The 15,609-nt window shown below is 66.9% G+C and carries 24 protein-coding genes and 2 tRNA genes; 22 read left to right on the forward strand and 4 right to left on the reverse strand.

Annotated elements, in window-relative coordinates; translation table 11 throughout:
- Positions 1-11: 11 nt before the first annotated feature.
- Positions 12-839: a pyrroline-5-carboxylate reductase gene (gene proC / locus WG903_RS04865; protein ID WP_340073097.1), complete on the reverse strand. Its 828-nt coding sequence runs from the start codon at positions 837-839 to the stop codon at positions 12-14.
- Positions 840-876: 37 nt separating this feature from the next.
- Here proC and WG903_RS04870 point away from each other — a divergent pair, with 37 nt between their 5' ends.
- The 21 genes from WG903_RS04870 (at position 877) to WG903_RS04970 (ending at position 12,277) form a co-directional block, all read left to right on the forward strand.
- Positions 877-2,451 (forward strand): glycerol-3-phosphate dehydrogenase/oxidase, encoded by a 1,575-nt coding sequence (locus tag WG903_RS04870; protein ID WP_340073098.1) that lies wholly within the window; start codon positions 877-879, stop codon positions 2,449-2,451.
- A gap of 177 nt (positions 2,452-2,628) precedes the next feature.
- Positions 2,629-2,997 (forward strand): 50S ribosomal protein L14, encoded by a 369-nt coding sequence (rplN, locus tag WG903_RS04875; RefSeq protein WP_340073099.1) that lies wholly within the window; start codon positions 2,629-2,631, stop codon positions 2,995-2,997.
- 12 nt (positions 2,998-3,009) lie between these two features.
- A complete protein-coding gene (rplX, locus tag WG903_RS04880) occupies positions 3,010-3,330 on the forward strand; it encodes a 50S ribosomal protein L24 (protein WP_340073100.1) in 321 nt (106 codons plus the stop codon).
- Between the two features lie 2 nt (positions 3,331-3,332).
- Complete coding sequence (gene rplE / locus WG903_RS04885; RefSeq protein ID WP_340073101.1) at positions 3,333-3,920, forward strand: 50S ribosomal protein L5; 588 nt, start codon at positions 3,333-3,335, stop codon at positions 3,918-3,920.
- Positions 3,921-3,929: 9 nt separating this feature from the next.
- On the forward strand, positions 3,930-4,235 hold the full coding sequence (gene rpsN, locus WG903_RS04890; protein ID WP_340073102.1) for a 30S ribosomal protein S14: 306 nt from the start codon (positions 3,930-3,932) through the stop codon (positions 4,233-4,235).
- A 16-nt stretch (positions 4,236-4,251) separates the two neighbouring features.
- Entirely contained in the window at positions 4,252-4,647 is a 396-nt protein-coding gene (gene rpsH, locus WG903_RS04895) for a 30S ribosomal protein S8 (RefSeq protein ID WP_340073103.1), read from the forward strand.
- Between the two features lie 13 nt (positions 4,648-4,660).
- On the forward strand, positions 4,661-5,194 hold the full coding sequence (rplF, locus tag WG903_RS04900; protein WP_340073104.1) for a 50S ribosomal protein L6: 534 nt from the start codon (positions 4,661-4,663) through the stop codon (positions 5,192-5,194).
- Between the two features lie 12 nt (positions 5,195-5,206).
- Complete coding sequence (rplR, locus tag WG903_RS04905; RefSeq protein ID WP_340073105.1) at positions 5,207-5,572, forward strand: 50S ribosomal protein L18; 366 nt, start codon at positions 5,207-5,209, stop codon at positions 5,570-5,572.
- A gap of 12 nt (positions 5,573-5,584) precedes the next feature.
- Positions 5,585-6,103 (forward strand): 30S ribosomal protein S5, encoded by a 519-nt coding sequence (rpsE, locus tag WG903_RS04910; protein WP_340073106.1) that lies wholly within the window; start codon positions 5,585-5,587, stop codon positions 6,101-6,103.
- 14 nt (positions 6,104-6,117) lie between these two features.
- Complete coding sequence (gene rpmD / locus WG903_RS04915) at positions 6,118-6,309, forward strand: 50S ribosomal protein L30 (protein ID WP_340073107.1); 192 nt, start codon at positions 6,118-6,120, stop codon at positions 6,307-6,309.
- A 2-nt stretch (positions 6,310-6,311) separates the two neighbouring features.
- A complete protein-coding gene (rplO, locus tag WG903_RS04920) occupies positions 6,312-6,746 on the forward strand; it encodes a 50S ribosomal protein L15 (protein WP_340073108.1) in 435 nt (144 codons plus the stop codon).
- 34 nt (positions 6,747-6,780) lie between these two features.
- The gene (gene secY, locus WG903_RS04925; RefSeq protein WP_340073109.1) at positions 6,781-8,100 is read left to right on the forward strand and encodes a preprotein translocase subunit SecY; all 1,320 of its coding nucleotides are present in this window, start codon (positions 6,781-6,783) and stop codon (positions 8,098-8,100) included.
- A 1-nt stretch (position 8,101) separates the two neighbouring features.
- Positions 8,102-8,320, forward strand: a complete 219-nt coding sequence (gene infA, locus WG903_RS04930; RefSeq protein WP_198969230.1) for a translation initiation factor IF-1 — start codon at positions 8,102-8,104, stop codon at positions 8,318-8,320.
- Between the two features lie 29 nt (positions 8,321-8,349).
- Positions 8,350-8,463: a 50S ribosomal protein L36 gene (rpmJ, locus tag WG903_RS04935; RefSeq protein ID WP_141508387.1), complete on the forward strand. Its 114-nt coding sequence runs from the start codon at positions 8,350-8,352 to the stop codon at positions 8,461-8,463.
- 25 nt (positions 8,464-8,488) lie between these two features.
- The gene (rpsM, locus tag WG903_RS04940) at positions 8,489-8,854 is read left to right on the forward strand and encodes a 30S ribosomal protein S13 (protein ID WP_340073110.1); all 366 of its coding nucleotides are present in this window, start codon (positions 8,489-8,491) and stop codon (positions 8,852-8,854) included.
- A gap of 18 nt (positions 8,855-8,872) precedes the next feature.
- Complete coding sequence (gene rpsK, locus WG903_RS04945) at positions 8,873-9,277, forward strand: 30S ribosomal protein S11 (protein WP_340073111.1); 405 nt, start codon at positions 8,873-8,875, stop codon at positions 9,275-9,277.
- Positions 9,278-9,374: 97 nt separating this feature from the next.
- Complete coding sequence (rpsD, locus tag WG903_RS04950; RefSeq protein WP_340073112.1) at positions 9,375-9,998, forward strand: 30S ribosomal protein S4; 624 nt, start codon at positions 9,375-9,377, stop codon at positions 9,996-9,998.
- A gap of 134 nt (positions 9,999-10,132) precedes the next feature.
- Positions 10,133-11,122: a DNA-directed RNA polymerase subunit alpha gene (locus tag WG903_RS04955; protein WP_340073113.1), complete on the forward strand. Its 990-nt coding sequence runs from the start codon at positions 10,133-10,135 to the stop codon at positions 11,120-11,122.
- A 64-nt stretch (positions 11,123-11,186) separates the two neighbouring features.
- Positions 11,187-11,588, forward strand: coding sequence for a 50S ribosomal protein L17 (rplQ, locus tag WG903_RS04960; protein WP_340073114.1), 402 nt, complete (start codon positions 11,187-11,189; stop codon positions 11,586-11,588).
- A 21-nt stretch (positions 11,589-11,609) separates the two neighbouring features.
- Positions 11,610-11,686 (forward strand) — tRNA-Met (locus tag WG903_RS04965).
- Between the two features lie 111 nt (positions 11,687-11,797).
- Positions 11,798-12,277 carry a cupin domain-containing protein gene (locus WG903_RS04970; protein WP_340073115.1) on the forward strand — a complete coding sequence of 160 codons (480 nt, stop codon included), beginning with the start codon at positions 11,798-11,800 and terminating at the stop codon, positions 12,275-12,277.
- Between the two features lie 7 nt (positions 12,278-12,284).
- On the opposite strand, the gene glgC is transcribed toward WG903_RS04970, so the two are convergent.
- Complete coding sequence (gene glgC, locus WG903_RS04975) at positions 12,285-13,598, reverse strand: glucose-1-phosphate adenylyltransferase (RefSeq protein WP_340073116.1); 1,314 nt, start codon at positions 13,596-13,598, stop codon at positions 12,285-12,287.
- Between the two features lie 99 nt (positions 13,599-13,697).
- Positions 13,698-13,773 (reverse strand) — tRNA-Arg (locus tag WG903_RS04980).
- 87 nt (positions 13,774-13,860) lie between these two features.
- On the opposite strand from WG903_RS04980, the gene WG903_RS04985 reads away from it, so the two are divergent.
- The gene (locus WG903_RS04985; RefSeq protein ID WP_340073117.1) at positions 13,861-14,805 is read left to right on the forward strand and encodes a c-type cytochrome; all 945 of its coding nucleotides are present in this window, start codon (positions 13,861-13,863) and stop codon (positions 14,803-14,805) included.
- 48 nt (positions 14,806-14,853) lie between these two features.
- Here WG903_RS04985 and WG903_RS04990 read toward each other — a convergent pair whose 3' ends face one another.
- Positions 14,854-15,384, reverse strand: coding sequence for a DUF2946 family protein (locus WG903_RS04990; RefSeq protein ID WP_340073118.1), 531 nt, complete (start codon positions 15,382-15,384; stop codon positions 14,854-14,856).
- Positions 15,385-15,609 lie beyond the last annotated feature (225 nt).

Consider the following 15,609-nt stretch of genomic DNA (forward strand, 5'->3'; position numbering starts at 1 on the left):
CGACCCTGTTTCTATGCGGCGAATTCGTCGCCGAGCTCTTGCGCACGCCGGCGCGCGGCGTGCAGCGCCTTCACGAAGCGCGCCTTCATGTCGTCCTGTTCCATCGACGTGATCGCGGCGTAGGTGGTGCCGCCCTTGGATGTGACGCGCTGGCGCAGCACCTCGGGCGGCTCGTCGGAGGCCTTGGCCAGCGCCGAAGCTCCGGCGAATGTGCCCACCGCCAGCCGGTACGCCTGCTCGCGCGGCAGGCCCATCTCGACGCCGGCCTGCGTCATGGCCTCGAGGTAGAAGAAGACATAGGCGGGCCCCGAGCCGGAAAGGGCGGTGACGGCGTCGAGGTCCTGTTCCGCGCCGACCCAGAGGAATTCGCCGGTGGTCGCGATGACGTCCTCGACCCACTGCTTGTCCTGCGCGGCCACGGCAGGCCGCGCGAACAAGGCGGTCATGCCCTGGCCCACGAGCGCCGGCGTGTTGGGCATGGCGCGCACGATGCGCTCGGTGCCTATCCACTTCGCGATGGAATCCGAACGGATGCCCGCGGCGACACTCAGGTGCAGGGCGCCACGCGTGATGGGCCCGGCCGCGAGCGCGGCGTCGTGGAAGGTCTGCGGCTTGACGGCCCACAGCACGAGGCCCGCGCGGCCCAGCGCGTCGGTCGCGCTTTCCTTCGCCGCGACGCCGTGGTCGGCGCGCAGCTTCTCGCGCGCTTGCGCGAAAGGCTCGACGACCTCGATGTCCGCAGCGGCCATGCCCCGGCGCACCAGCCCGCCGATGATGGCGCCGGCCATGTTGCCGCCGCCGATGAAGGCGATGCAGCGCTGCGCATTGCTGGAACCCATGAGCCGAGTCTAGCTTCGGCTCGCGCAGAATGCGCGGATGGATCGCACCGGATTGCTGAAGGAACTGGGCCGGGACCGGCGGTGGGACATCGCGATCATCGGCGGCGGCGCGACGGGCCTGGGCGTGGCGCTGGACGCCGCGGCGCGCGGCTATTCGGTCGTGCTGGTCGAGTCGCACGATTTCGCCAAGGGCACGTCCTCGCGCGCCACCAAGCTCGTGCACGGCGGCGTGCGCTACCTGGCGCAGGGCAACATCGCGCTGGTGCGGGAGGCCCTGCACGAACGCACGACGCTGCTGGCCAATGCGCCGCACATCGCGCAGCCGCTGGCCTTCGTCGTGCCGGCTTACAGCTACGCCGACATGGCCTTGTATTCGGCGGGCCTGAAGGCCTACGACCTGCTCGCCGGCAAGGCCGGCCTGGGCGCGACCGAAATCATGATGCGGCCCGCCGAGGTCCTGCACCTGCTGCCCACCGCGCGCTCGCAGGGCCTCAAGGGCGGCATCAAGTACTGGGATGGCCAGTTCGACGACGCGCGGCTGGCGGTGGCGCTGGCGCGCACCGCGGCGACGCGCGGGGCGCTGCTGGTGAACTACTGCGCCGCGACGCGCCTGCACCACGAGGGCGGCAAGGTGGCCGGTTTCGAATGCCGCGACCAGGAAAGCGGCCGGACCTTCGCGGTGCGCGCGTCCTGCGTGATCAACGCTGCGGGCGTGTGGGTCGACGAATTCCGCCAGCAGGACGGCGAGGCCATCCACCGGCCGGTGCGGCCCATGGTCGCGCCCAGCCAGGGCGTGCACGTCGTCGTCGACCGCGAGTTCCTGCCCGGCCGCCACGCCCTGATGGTTCCCAAGACCGCCGACGGGCGGGTGCTGTTCGGGGTGCCGTGGCTCGGGAAGGTCATCCTGGGCACGACCGACACGCCGCGCCACGACCTGCCGCGCGAGCCCCAGCCCTTCGCGCAGGAACTGGCGTTCATCCTGTCGGAGGCGGGCCGCTACCTGGCCCGGCCGCCGAAGCGCGAGGACATCCGCAGCGTCTGGGTCGGGCTGCGTCCCCTGGTCAAGCCCCAGGGGGAGGACGGCGAGGACACCAAGGCCCTGAGCCGGGAACACACGGTGCTCGTCAGCCGGGCCGGCCTGGTGACGGTGACGGGGGGCAAGTGGACCACCTACCGCGCCATGGCCGAGGACGTACTGGCCAAGTGCATGAGCAAGGGCCTCCTGGCAAGGACTTCGGCGGGAGTGACCACCAACTTGAGATTGATCGGCGCGCCCTTGCCGGGGGCCGACGTCCCGCCGATCTGCGAGCCACAGGGCCTGCATACATATGGCAGCGAGGCCGGCGAGGTGCTGGAAATGCCCGGCGCCCGGCGCGAGCTCGCCCCCGGCCTGACGGAGGGCATGGTGCGGTTCGCGGCCCGCCACGAGTTCGCGCGGACGGTCGAGGACGTGCTGGCCCGGCGGTCGCGCCTGCTGTTCCTCGATGCCCGGCTGGCGGCCTCCCTGGCGCCCACCGCCGGGGAGATCCTGCGCGAGGAAACGGGGGCCGATCCCCGCACGGCCGAGTTCCAGGCGCTCGCCAAAGGGTACCTTGAGCTCCCCGGCTTGTAGGACCCGTTTGACACCCCATCCGCGTTCTGCAATAATCGCGGGCTCCGTGCATTAGGCCGTAAGGCCTTTTGTGCTTTCTGCCCCAGACGGATTCGCCCTGCAAAGGCGATGACGGCGGGCCCAAGACTGATCCGATCCACCCGCAAGGGCTTCGGGTGCAAGTTGGGAATATTTGAAATGATCCAGACTGAATCTCGGCTCGAAGTCGCCGACAACACGGGTGCGAAGTCCGTTCTTTGCATCAAGGTGCTCGGTGGTTCCAAGCGTCGCTACGCCAGCGTCGGCGACATCATCAAGGTCAGCATCAAGGAAGCTGCGCCGCGCGGCCGCGTCAAGAAGGGCGAGGTCTACAGCGCCGTGGTGGTCCGCACCGCCAAGGGCATCCGCCGCGCGGATGGCTCGCTGATCAAGTTCGACGGCAACGCCGCCGTCCTGCTCAACAACAAGCTGGAGCCCATCGGCACCCGCATCTTCGGGCCCGTGACGCGTGAACTGCGTACCGAGCGCTTCATGAAGATCGTGTCGCTCGCTCCCGAAGTCCTCTAAGGAGCCCGGAACATGAACAAGATCCGCAAGGGCGACGAAGTCATCGTGATCGCGGGCCGCGACAAGGGCAAGCGCGGCAAGGTGGTCCTGCGCAAGGACGACGAGCGCGTCGTCGTCGAGGGCATCAACCTCGTCAAGAAGCACACCAAGCCGAATCCCATGAAGGGCACCACCGGCGGCATCGTGGAGAAGGCCATGCCCATCCACCAGTCGAACGTGGCGATCTTCAACCCCGCCACGGGCAAGGCCGACCGCGTCGGCATCCAGCTCGAGAAGGACGGCACGCGCAAGCGCGTGTTCAAGTCCAACGGCGACGACATCAAGGTGGCATGACCATGGCAAAGAAAGAGCAAGCGCAAGAGCAAGCGAGCAAGCCCGCCGGCCCGGCGCGCCTGCAGCAGCACTACCGCGACAAGGTCGTGCCCGAGCTGACCAAGAAGTTCGGCTACAAGTCGCCGATGCAGGTGCCGCGCCTGACGAAGATCACGCTGAACATGGGCGTGAGCGAGGCCGTCGCCGACAAGAAGGTCATGGAGCACGCCGTGGGCGACCTGACCAAGATCGCCGGCCAGAAGCCCGTCGTGACCAAGGCCAAGAAGGCCATCGCCGGCTTCAAGATCCGCGAAGGCCAGGCCATCGGCACGATGGTCACGCTGCGCGGCCAGCACATGTGGGAGTTCCTGGACCGTTTCGTCACCGTGGCCCTGCCGCGCGTGCGCGACTTCCGCGGCATCTCCGCCCGCGCGTTCGACGGCCGTGGCAACTACAACATCGGCGTCAAGGAACAGATCATCTTCCCGGAAATCGAGTACGACAAGGTCGACGCCATCCGCGGCCTGAACATCTCGATCACCACCACGGCCAAGAACGACGAGGAGTGCAAGGCCCTCCTCGCGGGCTTCCGTTTCCCGTTCAAGCAATAAGGGCGCATCGTGGCTAAGACTGCTTTGATCCAACGTGAACTCAAGCGCGACAAGCTCGCTGCCAAGTACGCGAAGAAATACGCGGACCTGAAGGCGACTGCCGGCGATGCGAAGAAGAGCGACGAGGAGCGCGCCGCCGCGCGCCTGGCGCTCCAGAAGCTGCCCCGCAACGCAAACCCCACCCGCCAGCGCAACCGCTGCGGCATCACGGGCCGCCCGCGCGGCACGTTCCGCCAGTTCGGGCTGGCCCGCAACAAGATCCGCGAGATGGCCTTCTCGGGCGACATCCCCGGCGTGATCAAGGCCAGCTGGTAAGGCGAGGAGAGATTCCATGAGCATGAGTGATCCCATTGCCGACCTGCTGACCCGCATCCGCAACGCCCAGATGGTGGCCAAGGCCACCGTGAGCGTGCCGGCTTCGAACATCAAGGTCGCGATCGCCCAGGTCCTGAAGGACGAGGGCTACATCGACGGTTTCCAGGTCAAGAAGGACGGCAACAAGAGCGAACTCGAAATCTCGCTCAAGTACTACGCCGGCCGCCCGGTCATCGAGCGCATCGAGCGCGTGAGCCGTCCCGGCCTGCGCATCTACAAGGGCCGCAACGACATTCCCCAGGTGCAGAACGGCCTGGGCGTTGCGATCGTGACCACGCCGCAGGGTGTGATGACCGACCGCAAGGCGCGCGCTACCGGCGTCGGCGGCGAAGTCCTCTGCTACGTCGCCTAAGGAAGGAACGGAAATGTCCCGCATCGGAAAAATGCCGGTCGCCGTCCCCCAGGGCGTCGACGTGCAGGTCAAGGACGACCAGATCAGCGTCAAGGGCGCCGGCGGCCAGCTGGCCCTCGCGCAGAACGCGCTGGTCAAGGTGTCGAGCAAGGACGGCAAGCTGTCGTTCGAGCCGGCCAACGAATCGCGCGAAGCCAACGCCATGAGCGGCACCATGCGCCAGCTGGTGAACAACATGGTGCTGGGCGTGACCAAGGGCTTCGAGAAGAAGCTGACGCTGGTCGGCGTGGGCTACAAGGCCCAGGCCCAGGGCGCGAAGCTCGCGCTCACCGTCGGCTATTCGCACCCGGTGAACGTCGAGATGCCCAAGGGCATCACGGTGGCCACGCCGGTTCCCACCGAGATCGTGATCAAGGGGGCCGACCGCCAGCGCGTCGGCCAGCTCGCCGCGGAGATCCGCGCCGTGCGCCCGCCCGAGCCCTACAAGGGCAAGGGCATCCGCTACGCGGACGAGAAGATCACGCTCAAGGAAACGAAGAAGAAATAAGGAGCGATGACGATGTTGAACAAGAAAGAGCAACGTCAGCGCCGCGCGCGCCAGACCCGCATCCGCATCGCGACGCAGGGTGTGGCCCGCCTGACGGTCAACCGCACGAACCTGCACATCTACGCGCAGGTGATCTCCGAGGACGGCTCGAAGGTGCTGGCCTCCGCCTCCACCTCGCAAGCCGACCTGCGCAAGTCGCTGGGCGGCGCGGGCAAGGGCGCCAACAAGGCAGCGGCCGAGCAGGTCGGCAAGCTGATCGCCGAGCGCGCCAAGGCCGCCGGCGTCGAGAAGGTTGCCTTCGACCGCGCGGGTTTCGCGTACCACGGCCGCGTCAAGGCGCTGGCCGATGCCGCGCGCGCCGCCGGCCTCCAGTTCTAAAGGATTCGCAACATGGCACGAGTTCAAGCCAAGACGCAGGGTGACGGTCCCGAAGACGGCCTGCGCGAGAAGATGATCGCGGTCAACCGCGTGACCAAGGTGGTGAAGGGCGGCCGCATCCTCGGCTTCGCCGCGCTCACCGTGGTCGGCGACGGCGACGGCCGCGTCGGCATGGGCAAGGGCAAGTCCAAGGAAGTGCCCGCCGCCGTGCAGAAGGCGATGGAAGAAGCCCGCCGCAACATGACCAAGGTGTCGCTCAAGAACGGCTCGCTGCACCACACGGTGTTCGGCCAGCACGGCGCGGCCCGCGTGATGATGTCGCCCGCCCCCAAGGGCACGGGCATCATCGCCGGCGGCCCGATGCGAGCGGTCTTCGAAGTCATGGGCATCACGGACATCGTGGCCAAGAGCCACGGTTCCACGAACCCCTACAACATGGTCCGCGCCACGTTCGACGCGCTGAAGAACTCCACGACCCCGTCGGAAGTGGCGGCCAAGCGCGGCAAGTCGGTCGAAGAGATCTTCGCCTGATCGGAGCAACAGAGATGGCCACCAAGCAACAACAAGCCACCGTGAAGGTCCAGCTGGTGCGCAGCCCGATCGGCTGCAAGGCGGACCACCGCGCCACCGTGCGCGGCCTCGGCCTGCGCAAGCTCAATAGCGTGAGCGAGCTGCAGGACACCCCCGCCGTGCGCGGGATGATCAACAAGATCGATTACCTGGTGAAGGTGCTCTGATCATGGAACTGAACAACCTCAAGCCCGCGCAGGGCTCGCGCAAGGACCGCCGCCGCGTCGGCCGCGGCATCGGCTCGGGCCTGGGCAAGACGGCCGGTCGCGGCCACAAGGGCCAGAAGTCCCGCTCCGGCGGCTTCCACAAGGTCGGCTTCGAAGGCGGCCAGATGCCGCTGCAGCGCCGCCTGCCCAAGCGCGGCTTCAAGTCGCAGTCGGCCAAGTTCAACGGTGAGATCACGCTGGCGGCGCTCGAGCGCCTCGGCGCGGCGGAAGTCGACCTGCTGACGCTCAAGCAAGCCGGCCTCGTCGGCGAGCTGGTGAAGAACGTCAAGGTGATCAAGTCCGGCGAGCTGACCAAGAAGGTCGCGCTCAAGGGCATCCTTGCCACCGCGGGCGCCAAGGCAGCCATCGAGGCAGCCGGCGGCACGATCGCCGAGTAACGGCCGAACAAGACAGAAGTGACCGAAGGAAGTCGTGGCAACTAGCGCTGCACAAATCGCGAAGACCGGCAAGTACGGCGACCTGCGTCGCCGTCTGGTCTTCCTTTTGCTCGCGCTGATCGTCTACCGCATCGGCGCGCACATTCCCGTGCCCGGCATCAACCCCGACCAGCTCGCGCAGCTGTTCAAGGGCCAGCAGGGCGGGATCCTGTCGCTGTTCAACATGTTCTCCGGCGGCGCGCTGTCGCGCTTCACCGTCTTCGCGCTGGGCATCATGCCCTACATCTCGGCCTCGATCATCATGCAGCTGCTCACGTACGTGGTGCCTGCGTTCGAGCAGCTGAAGAAAGAGGGCGAAGCCGGCCGCCGCAAGATCACGCAGTACACGCGTTACGGCACGCTGGGCCTGGCGCTGTTCCAGTCGATGGGCATCGCCCTCGCGCTGGAAGGCTCCGCCGGCCTGGTGAACAACCCCGGCTTCGGCTTCCGCCTGACGGCAATGGTGAGCCTGACGGCCGGCACGATGTTCCTGATGTGGCTGGGCGAGCAGATCACCGAGCGCGGGCTGGGCAACGGCATCTCGATCCTGATCTTCGCCGGCATCGCCGCGGGCCTGCCCAACGCGATCGGCGGCCTGCTGGAGCTGGTGCGCACCGGTGCGATGAGCATCCTGGTGGCGATCTTCATCGTGGCGCTGGTCGCCCTGGTGACGTGGTTCGTGGTGTTCGTCGAGCGCGGCCAGCGCAAGATATTGGTCAACTACGCGCGGCGCCAGGTGGGCAACAAGGTCTACGGCGGCCAGTCGTCGCACCTGCCGCTGAAGCTGAACATGGCCGGCGTGATCCCGCCGATCTTCGCGTCGTCGATCATCCTGCTGCCCACCACGGTGGTGAGCTGGTTCGCCACGGGCGACAGCCTGCGCTGGCTCAAGGACATCGCGGCGTCGCTGACGCCGGGCCAGCCGATCTACGTCATGCTGTACGCCAGCGCGATCGTGTTCTTCTGCTTCTTCTACACGGCGCTCGTGTTCAACAGCCGCGAGACCGCCGACAACCTGAAGAAGAGCGGTGCGTTCATCCCGGGCATCCGCCCGGGCGAGCAGACCGCGCGCTACATCGACAAGATCCTGGTCCGCCTCACGCTCGCCGGCGCCGTGTACATCACGTTCGTCTGCCTGCTGCCGGAGTTCCTGATCCTGAAATACAACGTGCCTTTCTACTTCGGCGGAACGTCCCTGCTGATCATCGTCGTGGTGACGATGGACTTCATGGCGCAGGTGCAGAACTACCTGATGAGCCAGCAGTACGAATCGCTATTGAAGAAAGCAAATTTCAAGACGTCCCTGGGCGGTTGACATGGCGAAAGACGATGTCATCCAGATGCAGGGTGAAGTGGTCGAGAACCTGCCGAACGCGACGTTTCGCGTGAAGCTGGAAAACGGGCACATCGTGCTCGGACATATTTCGGGAAAGATGCGGATGCACTACATCCGGATCCTTCCGGGTGACAAGGTCACCGTTGAATTGACGCCCTACGACCTGTCGCGGGCACGAATTGTTTTCCGCGCCAAGTAAGGCGAACGAGAGAGTTAGGAGAAACGAACATGAGAGTTTCGGCTTCCGTCAAGAAGATCTGCCGCAACTGCAAGATCATCCGCCGCAAGGGCATCGTCCGCGTGATCTGCACGGATCCGCGCCACAAGCAGCGCCAAGGCTGATTGAGTTTTTAGAGGATAGATAGACATGGCACGTATCGCCGGTATCAACATCCCGCCGCACCAGCACGCCGAAATCGGCCTGACGGCGATCTTCGGCATTGGCCGCTCGCGCGCCCGCGAAATCTGCGAGGCGACGGGCATCGCCTACTCGAAGAAGGTCAAGGACCTGTCGGACAGCGACCTCGAGAAGATCCGCGACGCGATCGCGCGCTTCACGATCGAGGGCGACCTGCGCCGCGAGAACACGATGGCCATCAAGCGCCTGATGGACATCGGCTGCTACCGCGGCTTCCGTCACCGCCGCGGCCTGCCGGTCCGTGGCCAGCGCACGCGCACCAACGCCCGCACCCGCAAGGGCCCGCGCCGCGCCGCGCAGTCGCTGAAGAAATAAGAGAGTGAGTTAAAGACAATGGCCAAGCCTCCCGTCTCCAACGCCGCGCAGCGTGTGCGCAAGAAGGTCCGCAAGAACGTGTCCGACGGCGTCTGCCACGTGCACGCGTCCTTCAACAACACGATCATCACGATCACCGACCGCCAGGGCAACGCCCTCTCGTGGGCTTCGTCCGGCGGCCAGGGCTTCAAGGGTTCGCGCAAGTCCACGCCCTTCGCCGCGCAGGTCGCGTCGGAGCAGGCCGGCCGCGCCGCCATGGAGCAGGGCATCAAGAACCTCGACGTCGAGATCAAGGGCCCCGGCCCGGGTCGCGAGTCGTCGGTGCGTGCGCTCGCCGCGCTGGGCATCCGCATCACGTCGATCAGCGACGTGACGCCGGTCCCGCACAACGGCTGCCGCCCGCAGAAGCGTCGTCGCATCTAAAGATCGACCTCAACCAAGCCCACCGCCGCCCGAGTGCATGCGCTAGGCGGCTCCCCCGGCAAGAAGGCCGGGGAAGATAGACAGCAAAGGAAAGAAAGTGGCACGTTACCTCGGCCCCAAGGCCAAACTCTCTCGCCGTGAAGGCACCGACCTGTTCCTGAAGAGCGCCCGCCGCTCCATCAGCGACAAGGCGAAGTTCGATTCCAAGCCCGGCCAGCACGGCCGCACCTCCGGCCAGCGCACGTCCGACTTCGGCCTGCAGCTGCGCGAGAAGCAGAAGGTCAAGCGCATGTACGGCGTGCTGGAGCGCCAGTTCCGCCGCTACTTCGAGGAAGCCTCGCGCCGCAAGGGCAACTCGGGCACGCACCTGCTGACCATCCTGGAGACGCGCCTGGACAACGTCGTGTACCGCATGGGCTTCGCCTCCACGCGCGCCGAAGCGCGCCAGCTGGTGTCGCACAAGGCCATCACCGTGAACGGCCAGGCCGTGAACATCCCGTCGTACCAGGTCAAGGCCGGCGACGTGGTGGCGGTGCGCGAAAAGTCCAAGAAGCAGAACCGCGTGGTCGAAGCGCTGCAGCTGGCCCAGCAGGTCGGCATCCCCGGCTGGGTGGACGTCAATGCCGACAAGGCGGAAGGCACGTTCAAGAAGGTGCCGGACCGCGACGAATTCGGCGCCGACATCAACGAATCGCTGATCGTCGAACTGTATTCGCGCTAAGGCGCAGCCTTGTGGCCGCCACAAGCGGCCCCAAGTTCGAAGTTTCCCGTTCCCTGCGCGTGGGGCACCGCGCGCGGGGCGCTTCACCAGCCTTACCGGTGTAACGAGCCGGGGGTATTGAGAGGAAGTCCTGAATGCAAACGAACCTGCTGAAACCCAAGTCCATCAACGTCGAGCAGCTCGGCGTGAACCGCGCCAAGGTCACGCTGGAGCCCTTCGAGCGCGGCTACGGCCACACGCTCGGCAACGCGCTGCGCCGCGTGCTGCTGTCGTCGATGGTGGGTTACGCAGCCACCGAGGTGACGATCGCTGGCGTGCTGCACGAGTACTCGTCGATCGACGGCGTCCAGGAAGACGTCGTGTCGATCCTGCTGAACCTCAAGGGCGTGGTGTTCAAGCTCCACAACCGCGATGAGGTCACCCTGTCGCTGCGCAAGGACGGCGAAGGCGTCGTCACAGCCGCCGACATCCAGACGCCGCACGACGTCGAGATCATCAACCCCGACCATGTCATCGCCCACCTGTCGCAAGGCGGCAAGATCGACATGCAGATCAAGGTCGAGAAGGGCCGCGGCTACGTGCCGGGTACGATGCGCCGCTACGCCGACGAGCCGACCAAGTCCATTGGCCGCATCGTCCTCGACGCCTCGTTCTCGCCGGTCAAGCGCGTGAGCTACACGGTCGAAAGCGCCCGTGTCGAGCAGCGCACCGACCTGGACAAGCTGGTTGTCGAAATCGAAACCAACGGCGCGATCACGGCCGAAGACGCCGTGCGCGCTTCCGCCAAGATCCTCGTCGAACAGCTCGCGGTGTTCGCGCAGCTCGAGGGCAGCGAACTCGCCGCCTTCGACCAGCCGGTGCAGCGCAGCTCGCAGCAGTTCGACCCGATCCTGCTGCGCCCGGTCGACGAGCTCGAGCTGACGGTGCGTTCGGCCAACTGCCTGAAGGCCGAGAACATCTACTACATCGGTGACCTGATCCAGCGCACCGAGAACGAGTTGCTCAAGACCCCGAACCTGGGCCGCAAGTCGCTCAACGAAATCAAGGAAGTCCTGGCCTCGCGCGGCCTCACGCTCGGCATGAAGCTCGAGTCGTGGCCGCCCGCGGGTCTGGACAAGCGTTAATCGATCGATGGTGAACTGCCAGTACCTGATACGGCTGGCTTTTAGATAAGGAAAGGAACACACCATGCGCCACGGACACGGACTCCGTAAACTGAACCGCACCAGCGAGCACCGCCTCGCGATGCTGCGCAACATGATGAACTCGCTGATCGAGCACGAGGTGATCAAGACCACCGTGCCGAAGGCGAAGGAACTGCGCCGTGTCGTCGAGCCGATGCTCACGCTCGGCAAGGAGCCGACGCTCGCCAACAAGCGCCTGGCCTTCGATCGCCTGCGCAACCGCGACAACGTCACGAAGCTGTTCGACGAGCTGGGCCCGCGCTACAAGGCGCGCCCGGGCGGCTACACGCGCATCCTGAAGATGGGCTTCCGCGTCGGCGACAACGCGCCGATGGCGCTCGTCGAGCTCGTGGACCGTCCCGAGCCGCAGGAGAATGACAACACGGGCGAGCAGGCCTCTTCCTGACCGTATAATTCACAGTTCTGACGCGCGGTGGAGCAGTCTGGTAGCTCGTTGGGCTCATAACCCAAAGGTCGCAAGTTCAAATCTTGCCCGCGCAACCACTTTCAACGAGGCCCTTTGGGGCCTCGTTTGTTTGGGGCAAGCCAAAACAACGCCTCCTGACAAGGAGGCGTTTTCATTTGCGCGATCATCCGGCCTCGAGGAGAACATCCATGGCCATCAACGACCGCGTCGTCAACATCGACGAACTGAAGCTGGAAGTCCTGAAGCACGGCGACAAGTTCGAAACCCGCGCCGCGCGCATCGGCCCCAGGGTCGGCGCGAAGGACCTGGGCTACTCCTACGACGTGCTGCCGCCCGGCAAGGCCGGCTGCCCCTTCCACAGCCACCGCGCCGAGGAGGAGATGTTCTTCATCGTGCGCGGCAGCGGCCTGCTGCGCTACGGCACCGAGACGCGCAAGATCCGCGCGGGCGACTTCATCTGCTGTCCCACCGGCGGCCCGGAGACGGCGCACCAGATCGTCAACGACTCGGGCGAAGACCTCGCGTACATCTCCGTGAGCACCATGATGCCGGCGGAGGTCTGCGAATACCCCGACTCGGGCAAGATCGGCGCGTTCGGCGAGGGCGACGCGCGCGTGCGGCACCTGACGCGCCCCGCGCAGGCGCTCGACTACTGGGACGGCGAGTAGGCCGGCCCTAGACCGTCCCCAGCATTTCCTTGGTGATCAGGACGACGCCGGTGTCGCTGCGGTGGAAGCGCCGCGCGTCCTCGTCGCCGTCCTCGCCGACCACCAGCCCGTCGGGGATCGTGCAGCCGCGGTCGATCACCACCTTCGACAGGCGCGCGCCGCGCCCGATCTGGCAGCCCGGCATGATCACCGCCTGCCGGATCGTGCAGCACGAGTGCACGCGCACGCTGGAGAACAGCACCGACTCCGTGATGTCCGAGCCTTCGACGACGCAGCCGCCGGAGATGATCACGTTGGCCGTCACGCCGTGGCGTCCGGTCTCGTCCGGCACGAACTTCGCCGGCGGCAGCTGCTCCTGGTAGGTCCAGATCGGCCAGTCGCGGTCGTAGAGGTTCAGCGTCGGGATGTTCGACGCGAGGTCCAGGTTGGCGGACCAGAAGGCGTCGATGGTGCCGACGTCGCGCCAGTACGGCTCGTAGGGCTGGTTGTAGGGCACGCTCGACATCGCGAGCGGGTGCGCCAGCGCGCCGCCTTCGCGCACCACGCGCGGGATCACGTTCTTGCCGAAGTCGTGCTCGGACGCCGCGTCGGCCGCGTCTTCCTCGAGCAGGTGGTACAGGTAGTCGGCATCGAAGGCGTAGATGCCCATGCTGCCCAGCGCGCGGTCGGGCTTGCCGGGCATGCCGGGCGGGTCCTGGGGCTTCTCGAGGAAGGCCGTGATCCGGCGCCGGTCGTCGATCGCCATCACGCCCAGCGCGGTGCCTTCCATGCGCGGCACCTCGACGCAGCCGACGGTGCAGCGGCTGCCGCTGGTCACGTGGTCCAGCAGCATGAGGGAGTAGTCCATCTTGTAGATGTGGTCGCCGGCCAGCACCAGGATGTACTCGGGCTCGTAGGACTTGATGATGTCGATGCTCTGGTAGATCGCGTCCGACGTGCCGCGGTACCACATCGATTCGTCCACGCGCTGCTGCGCGGGCAGCAGGTCGATGAACTCGTTGGCCTCGCCGCGCAGGAAGTTCCAGCCGCGCTGCAGGTGGCGCAAGAGCGAGTGCGACTTGTACTGCGTGAGCACGCCGATGCGCCGGATGCCCGAGTTGACGCAGTTGGACAGGACGAAATCGATGATGCGGAACTTGCCGCCGAAGTAGACGCCGGGCTTGGCGCGCCGGTCGGTCAGGTCGTGCAGGCGCGAGCCGCGCCCGCCCGCCAGCACCATGGCGACCGTCTTGCGCGGCAGCTGCTGGGCGAGGAAGGTGCGGTCGGTGGCGCGTCGCCTTTCGCGGCCGTCCCAGGTCGAGGTGGGTTGCTGCAGGTCCATGCGTGCCGTGTCTCCTGCGGGGCACTGTGGCGCAGCCGCGCGCGCGCCGATGTAGGACGACGCGCGGTTTTCAGCGCTTGAGCAGCGGGGAGGGACGGATGGCGCGGCTGGCGGGGATCGAACCCACGACCCTTGGCTTCGGAGGCCAATACTCTATCCACTGAGCTACAGCCGCGTGTGGACGTGCAGGACACATTATCCGCGATGCCGGGGGCACGCCCGGCGCCCGCCAGGAGGCGCTGGCCCCGGCCGATATAATCGAATGTTGATCCCGAAGAAACGCCCCACCGAGGACGCCATGACCGATAACGCGTTGAACGAAGAACACGCACTCGAGGGCCACACCGGCCCCATCAAGACCCCCAAGCAGCTGCTCGTCACGGTCATCGCCTCTTTCGTCGTCCCGGTGTTCATCATCATCGGCCTGGTGCTGTACGTGGTGTCCGAGAACAAGCCGTCCGGCAGCACGCAGGCCGAGGCGCACGCCCTGGGCGGCGTGACGGCGCAGGACCTCGACCGCGGCGTCGCCGAGCGCATCCGCAAGGTCGGCGCCGTGGAAATCCGCGACGCCAACCGGCCCCTGAAGGCGGGCGAGGAAGTCTTCAAGGCCCAGTGCGCGGCCTGCCACGCCACCGGCGCGGCCGGCGCGCCCAAGGTCGGCGATGCCGGCGCCTGGGGCCCGCGCATCGCCAAGGGCTTCGACACGCTGGTGCAATCGGCGCTGAAGGGCAAGGGCGGCATGCCCGCGCAATCGGGCGGCGATTTCGACGACACCGAGATCGCGCGCGCCGTCGCCTACATGGCCAACCAGGCCGGCGCGAAGTTCGCCGAGCCGCAGCGCCCGGCCGCCGCAACGGCCAATGCCGCCTCCGCTGCTGCACCCGTGGCCGCAACGACCGCCGCCGCCGCGCCCGCTGCGGCCACGCCCGCTCCGGCGGCACAGCAAACCGCTGCTGCCGGCGCCGGCGCGAACGTCGGCGAAGCGCTGTACAAGCAAACCTGCGCCACCTGCCACGCGGCCGGCATCGCGGGCGCCCCGAAGTTCGGCGACAAGGCCGCGTGGGCGCCGCGCATCAAGACGGGGCTCGACCAGCTGGTGCAGGCGGCGATCAAGGGCAAGGGCGCCATGCCGCCCAAGGGCGGCGCCAGCGCCAGCGACGCCGACATTCGCGCGGCCGTGCAGTACATGGTGAACGCGGCGAAGTAAGCGCAGCGCACCCCGCAACGAAGCCGGCCTTGTGCCGGCTTCCTGCTTTCAGGCGTCCGCGCGCGCCGCGGCCGGGTGGCGCACGAAGTGGAAGCGCTCCGGCAGCTCGGCGGCAGCGGCCTGCTGCGTGCGCCACGCACCCGACTCGATCGCGTCGGCCGCGGCTTCCATGTCCAGCGTGTGCACGATGCCGAAGCCGATGTCGGTGTCCAGGTACACGTGGCCGCCCTCGTCGACGATGACGCCCTTCACGGTGGCGCTTCGCCCGGTGTGCGCGGCAACGGCACGGCCCGCGCCGATGCGGAACACCAGCGGCGTGGCCTCGAGCTCGACGTAGACGCGCTGCGGGCCGTTCTGGAAGAACCAGCGCCCCTGGTCATCTGGCTCGTAGTTGCGGTGAATGAAGTCGATGAGCTTCTCGTGCCGCAGGACCGACCCCTTGGCCTGAGGGAAAGGGCCGGCGGCCTGCGTACGGTCGTCGCGCATGTACCAGTTGCCGCGCGCGTCCAGCCCGAGCCAGCCCCAGCAGTTCGGCACGTTGGGCCACTTGGCAATGGCCTGGCGAACGATGTCGTCCATCGCACGATTATGGGCAGCGCCGAGCTCAGCCACAAAACAAAAAGGCGGCAGGCGAGCGGCGCAGAAAAACAAAAAGGCGCCGCTGAGCGGCGCCTTGTGGAAGGGCATCCCCTGGGGATGCCTTGCATGATCTCGTCGTGTTCTGGGGTTGTCTCCTCGGTCCCTCGCCCTCGCGGCCACGTCCCGGTGCCCGCTGCGAGTGCCTCACTGTAGGGGCCGCACTGC

Source organism: Ramlibacter sp. PS4R-6 (assembly GCF_037572775.1).
Classification (GTDB): Bacteria; Pseudomonadota; Gammaproteobacteria; order Burkholderiales; family Burkholderiaceae_C; genus Ramlibacter.